General features: G+C 63.4%; 5 protein-coding genes. 1 reads left to right on the top strand and 4 read right to left on the bottom strand.

What is annotated here, in order from left to right; genetic code table 11:
- Positions 1–103: 103 nt before the first annotated feature.
- The 4 genes from EOC06_RS31310 to EOC06_RS31295 all read right to left on the bottom strand — a co-directional run bounded on the left by EOC06_RS31310 (position 104) and on the right by EOC06_RS31295 (position 4,365).
- Entirely contained in the window at positions 104–1,195 is a 1,092-nt protein-coding gene (locus EOC06_RS31310; RefSeq protein ID WP_128309603.1) for a Gfo/Idh/MocA family protein, read from the bottom strand.
- 262 nt (positions 1,196–1,457) lie between these two features.
- On the bottom strand, positions 1,458–2,621 hold the full coding sequence (locus EOC06_RS31305; RefSeq protein WP_128309602.1) for an ABC transporter substrate-binding protein: 1,164 nt from the start codon (positions 2,619–2,621) through the stop codon (positions 1,458–1,460).
- Between the two features lie 71 nt (positions 2,622–2,692).
- Complete coding sequence (locus EOC06_RS31300; protein WP_128309601.1) at positions 2,693–3,541, bottom strand: ABC transporter permease; 849 nt, start codon at positions 3,539–3,541, stop codon at positions 2,693–2,695.
- Complete coding sequence (locus tag EOC06_RS31295; RefSeq protein WP_027037522.1) at positions 3,538–4,365, bottom strand: ABC transporter ATP-binding protein; 828 nt, start codon at positions 4,363–4,365, stop codon at positions 3,538–3,540. Before EOC06_RS31295 ends, EOC06_RS31300 begins: the two co-directional genes overlap by 4 nt.
- 337 nt (positions 4,366–4,702) lie before the next feature.
- Here EOC06_RS31295 and EOC06_RS31290 point away from each other — a divergent pair, with 337 nt between their 5' ends.
- A complete protein-coding gene (locus EOC06_RS31290) occupies positions 4,703–5,647 on the top strand; it encodes a MurR/RpiR family transcriptional regulator (RefSeq protein WP_127329262.1) in 945 nt (314 codons plus the stop codon).
- Positions 5,648–5,688 lie beyond the last annotated feature (41 nt).

The following is a 5,688-nucleotide window of genomic DNA, read 5'->3' as shown; positions in this document are numbered from 1 at the left end:
CGCTCCAACGCTGACGACCCCCTCTCCCCGTTCTTCACGGGGAGAGGGTAAGGGTGAGGGGCAGCGCCGGCCTGAAACGATTGCCGCCAGCAGCCGGATTGCGTCAGGCCAGGTCGATGGTCCGTCCCAGTGCGATGCTCTGTTCGGCGGCCAGCACGATGCGCAGGCTGTTGACCGCCGCATCCATCTGCTCGGTCAAATCGAGATCCTCGCGGATGGCGCGCAGGAAGAAGGCCTGCTCGCGGTCGCAGAGCTCCTGATGGCCGGGCTCGTCCTCCATGCTGACGATCTCGTCGGGCTTCGAGAAATTCTTGTCGCCGTCGACCGCGGCATAGTGGATCTTCAGGGCATCGGTCTTGGTGTGGCGGTCGATGTCGGCGGAACTCGAAACCTCTGCAAGTTCGGCAGCATTGCTTGCCTGCTGGCCGGCGACGATCGACACCGCGCCCTTGGGGCCGACCACGTCCTTCACGAAATAGGCCGTTTCGCTCATCATTGGGCCCCAGCCCGCCTCGTACCAGCCGACCGAGCCGTCATCGAAGGTGACGTGCAGGTGGCCGTAATTCTGCTTGTCGGCCTCCGCCCAGAGCTTGGCGCCGATGCCATGCACGCGCACCGGCTTGGCGCCGGTCAGCTGGCACATGACGTCGACATAGTGGACGCCGCAATCGACGATCGGGATCAGCGAATCGATCAGGTTCTTGTGCCAGTGCCAGGCGCTGCCGCTGCTCTGCTGGTTGAGGTTGAGCCGCATCACCAGCGGCTTGCCAAGCGTCTTCCCGACCTCGATGAACTTGATCCATGACGGGTGGACGCGCAGGATATAGCCGAGCACCAGCTTGCGGTTCTTCGCCCGCGCCGCCGCGACAACCTTTTCGGCATCCTCATTGTTGGTGGCGAGCGGCTTTTCCATGAACACATGGCAGTTGGCGGCGATTGCCTTCAGCGCATATTCGGCGTGGGTGTTCGGCCAGCTGTTGATCGACACCGCGTCCGGTTTTGTTTCCTTCAGCGCCTGGTCGAAATCCTCGTAGAGTGGGTAGCCGGCTAACTCTCCCGGAATCTTCGTGTTGCTCTTGATCGAGCGGCTCATAATGCCGACGATCTCGAAACCGTCGAGCCGGTGATACGCGCTGGCATGCGACGCACCCATATTGCCGAGACCCACCACCAGCACTTTTACTCTGTCGGACACCGCTGCCTCCCAAATTCTTGATTGAATCTTGGGCGGCGCTGTTGCCGTCGCCCGCATGTTTATCCAGGACAATCACCTTAGGTTGGCGCCGCCCCTCATTGCCCTGCCGGGCATTTCTCCCCGTATAGTGACGGGGAGAAAGGGCTGGCCGCAATGTTGGCGATTGGCGAAATCATCAACGACAGCGTCCCCTCGCCCCGTTTACGGGGAGAGGATGCCGGCAGGCAGGTGAGGGGCGGCGCTGACCTGGACATTGTCAGCCCTACTTCACCGCCGAATCGAACAGATGCGCCTTGATCTTCTCGACATCGAGCGCGGCAAAACCTTCCGACAGCTTGACGCCGTCGGCATCGGCCTTGACCTTGGCCTTGTCGAAATCATTGGCCGGGCCGATCAAATCGTTGGTGCAGACATCCTCGGCCTTCACCGGAGCGGTGATCTGGCCGATCTTGTGGATCTCGTCGAAGAAGCCCTGCCAGCTCGCCATGTCGTGCGAGCCCCAGCCGCCGCGTTTGTCCATGTCGCCGCGGAAGACGTTGATCTGCTGCAGGATCGAGGTGGTGCCAAGCTCCGGCCCGAGATTCTTGGCCAGCGTCGGGAACTGCTCGAACACCGCTTCGACCGCCGCGCGGGGATTCTGGTAGCCGAATTCGAGGCCCATCGCCCAGCCGCGCAGGTACTTTTCCAGCAACGCCTTCTTGTCGGCGTCCTCCAGATCGGCGGCGCGCACGACGAAAGTATTGGCCGGCAGCTTTGAGTTCTGCACGCCGAGCCAGTATTCGAAGTCGAGCCCCTTGGCGATCCATTCGGCGCGTAGGCCTTCCCACGACAGGGCAGCGTCGCCCTGGCCGCCGGCAAGAGCCGTGCCCCATGTCGGCCAGCCGGCTTCGACATATTTGACCTTCTTGATGTCGACGCCTTGCGCGGCCAGCAGCGGGTCGGTGATCGACTGCCAGGCGGCGGAGCCGAGCAGGATGGTCTTGCCTTCCAGCTTCTTCAGGTCGTTCGATCCTTCGCCCTTGCGGAAGGCGATGCTGAACGTGTCGCGGGCGCCCATATGGAATACCGACTTCAGCTTCATGCCGTTCTGGATGGCGAAGGAGAACACGCCGGGCGACGGGAAACCCATATCGGCCTGGCCGACATCGACGAACTTCACCGTCGCGGTGCCGTCCGACGGCCCCGGCTGCATGTCGGTGTCCAGCCCGTCGAAATAGCCGGCCTTCTTGGCCGCCCAGTAGGGATAGTCGTCGAGCACTTCGAGCGTGCCGCGCGGCGAGATCCAGGTGAATTTTCCGTAGGGTTCGGCGCTAGCCTTCAGCCCGGTGGCGCCAAGCGCCGTCGCGGTCACTAGCCCGGCGCCGGTCACCTGCAGGAAAGTGCGGCGGCTGATCCCCGCCGGGTTGATCGAGTTCTCTTTGATCATGGCATTCCCCTTTTTTGTTTGATGTCAGTCTCTTGCCGCCCGCCTCCCGGGCGTCGTCTGTGCCTTTGTGTTCAAGCCTCCCAGCTCGCCCATTTCTTGCCGATCAGGAAGAACAGCACGTAGATCAGGATGCCGAGCGTCGACAGGATCAGCACCACCGCGAAGAACTGCGGCATCTGGATCATCGACGAATAAGTGGTCAGCCGGTTGCCGAGGCCGAAACCGCCGCCGACCATTTCGGCGCCTACTGCTGTCAGCAGGCCGAAGATGGCACCGATCATCAGCCCGACCAGGATCATCGGCAGCGCCATCGGCGCGCGGATCTTCCAGAAGATCTGCAAGGTGCTGGCGCCATAGGAGCGCGCCAGCGCGATCTTGGCGCTGTCGACGCGGCGAAAGCCGGTGGCGGCATTGATCATCACCATCGGCCCGGCGGCCAGCGCCACCGCGATGATGCGCGGCGTGTAGCCGAAGCCGAAGCGCAGGATCAGAAGCGGCACCAGTGCCAGCATCGGCGTGGTGACCAGTAGCAGGATGTAGGGCGCGACGATCTTCTCGGCGAACGGAAACTGGGTGATGACGGCGGCCAGCACCAGGCCGACGATGGCGCCGATGGTGAAGCCGGACACCAGCTCGACCAGCGTGTAGCCGAGATGCGGCGCGATCAGCGGGAACTCGTCGAACAGCGCATAGGCGATCGAGCTCGGCGGCGGCATGATGTAGAGCGGCACGTGGAACAGCCGCAGCGCCAGTTCGATGCCGCCGATGATGATCACCGCCACGGCAAGAATGGCCGCCACCTCCTTGCCCGACTTGATGCCGGGGCCGCTGGCGAAGGCCGACAGATTGGTCAGGCTGACCTCGTGGCCGTCGGCAGACTTGGATTTGGAGAATTCCGGAATGGCGTCGCCTCCGCTCACGGCCTGATCCTCACGATCTCGGCGCTCGGGCGCTCCGGCGCTTTTGGCCGCGTGCGTTCGCCGACAATGTCCATCTTGATACGGTTGGTGAGGTCGAAGACCTCTTTCGTCGCCATGATCTCCAGCGAGCGTGGCCGCGCAAACGGCACGCGATATTCCTTGGCGACGCGGCCCGGCCGGGCGCTCAGCACCACGACCCGGTCGGAGAGGAAGATCGCTTCCTCGATCGAGTGGGTGATGAAGACGATGGTTGTCTTGGTGTCGAGCCAGATCTCCTCGACCAGCCGGTTCATCTCCTCGCGGGTGAAGCTGTCGAGCGCGCCGAACGGCTCGTCCATCAAAAGCACCGAGGGCTTCAGCGCCAGCGCCCGCACGATCGCCGCGCGCTGCTGCATGCCGCCGGAAAGCTCGCGCGGAAACTTGCCGCCGAAGCCGTCGAGACCGACACGGTTCAGCAGATGCGCGATCCACGCCCGGTCCGGCTTCTCGCCCTTGATCTCGAAGGGAAAGCGGATGTTGGCATCGAGATTGCGCCACGGCAGGAGGTTCGCTTCCTGGAAAACGATGCCGATATCGGGATGCGGACCGGTGATGGCCTTGCCATCGAGCCGGATCTCGCCGCTGGTCAGGCTGTGCAGGCCCGACATCGACCATAAGAGCGTGGTCTTGCCGCAGCCGGAAGGGCCGACGATCGAGACGATTTCATTGGCGCTGACATCTAGGCTGCAGCGGTCCAGCGCCAGCAGGTCGCCGGAGGCCGTGTGATAGATCTTGGTCGCTGCCTGCACGCCAAGCTTCGGCTTTTTTGCATCGCCCGTATTCATCTGCCCCCCGGGAAGATTGCGCGATGATCCATTGGCTCATCCCCAGCGAAAATCAGTCTGTAACTATCCTACTTTCCTGTCAAGCACCGACGATGGCCACCGTATCAGGAAAATCGATTAGTATGCCTATCTGATTGTTTTAATATCGGTTTTGCGGCCTTGAAATGCATGTTGCTTTCCTACATACTTCGGAACTGACACGGATCGGAGAGGACCGGAGGAAGGTGATCTTTACCCTACGACACGCTGCGGTTGCGATGCGGTCGGGCGCGTGGAGCCAGGGCGTGCAAACATGCTAAGACGGCAGCCTCGCAACCCAGGGAAAGACCAGGACCCCATGAACGAAGCTGGCAGCCAGGACGAGCCTGTTCCAGGCCCCGATACCGAGGGGCGCGATCCTGTCCGGCGCATTCCCGACATCATCTCGCTGGTCAAGGATTCCTACAGCGAATTGCGCCCGGCCGAACGGCGTGTCGCCGATGTCGTGCTCGACGACGTCAAATATGCCGTCGACGCCTCCAACGCCGCCCTTGCCCAGCGCGCCGGGGTCAGCGAACCGACGGTGACCCGGTTCTGCCGCGCCATCGGCTGCGAGGGCGTGCGCGACTTCAAGCTGAAGCTGGCGCAGAGCCTCGTCGTCGGTGCGCTCTATCTGGCCAAGTCGCCCTCCGTCAGCAATGACAATGGCATGCCGTTCTGGAACGCCGTATTCGGCGAGGCGCGCCGGGCGCTGCAGGAGGCCGAGCGGCAGCTCGACCCGGCGCAGCTGCAGAAAGCCGCCGATCTGATCGCCAAGGCGCGCCAGGTCACCGTGTTCGGCCTCGGCGGCAGCTCCTCGGCGCTGGCGCAGGAAACCCAATACCGGCTGTTCCGCTACGGCATCACCGTCAGCGCCCAGTGCGACCCCTATCTGATGCGCATGACCGCCTCGACGCTCAAGCCGGGCGATCTGGTGATCGCCATTTCGGCGACCGGACGCACCCGCGAGGTGATCGAGGCCGTCGAGCTCGCCAAGCACTACCGCGCCAACGCCATCGCCGTAACCGCGCCCGACACCGAACTCGCCCGCGCCTGCGACGTCAGGTTGACGGTGGCGGTCCCGGAATATCCCGACACGCTGAAGCCGACGGCCTCGCGCTTCGCCTTCCTGGCGGCGATCGACCTTCTGGCGGTGGCCTCGGCCTACAAGCTCGACGGTTCGGCCCGCGAGACCGTGCGCCGCATCAAATACAACGCCCAGATCCACCGCACCGGCAAGGAGATGGAGCCGCTCGGAGACTAGCTCCCTTCTCCCCGTTCACGGGGAGAAGGTGCCGGCAGGCG

Source organism: Mesorhizobium sp. M7A.F.Ca.MR.362.00.0.0, from assembly GCF_004023175.1.
Classification (GTDB): domain Bacteria; phylum Pseudomonadota; class Alphaproteobacteria; order Rhizobiales; family Rhizobiaceae; genus Mesorhizobium.
The sequence above is the reverse complement of the archived record's forward strand: the minus strand, read 5'-3'. Positions and strand labels throughout refer to the sequence as shown.

Excerpts from the sequence above, each read along its gene's own strand:
- EOC06_RS31305 (WP_128309602.1), bottom strand. The coding sequence starts at position 2,621 with ATGATCAAAGAGAACTCGATCAACCCGGCGGGGATCAGCCGCCGCACT.
- EOC06_RS31295 (WP_027037522.1), bottom strand. The coding sequence starts at position 4,365 with ATGAATACGGGCGATGCAAAAAAGCCGAAGCTTGGCGTGCAGGCAGCG.
- EOC06_RS31290 (WP_127329262.1), top strand. The coding sequence starts at position 4,703 with ATGAACGAAGCTGGCAGCCAGGACGAGCCTGTTCCAGGCCCCGATACC.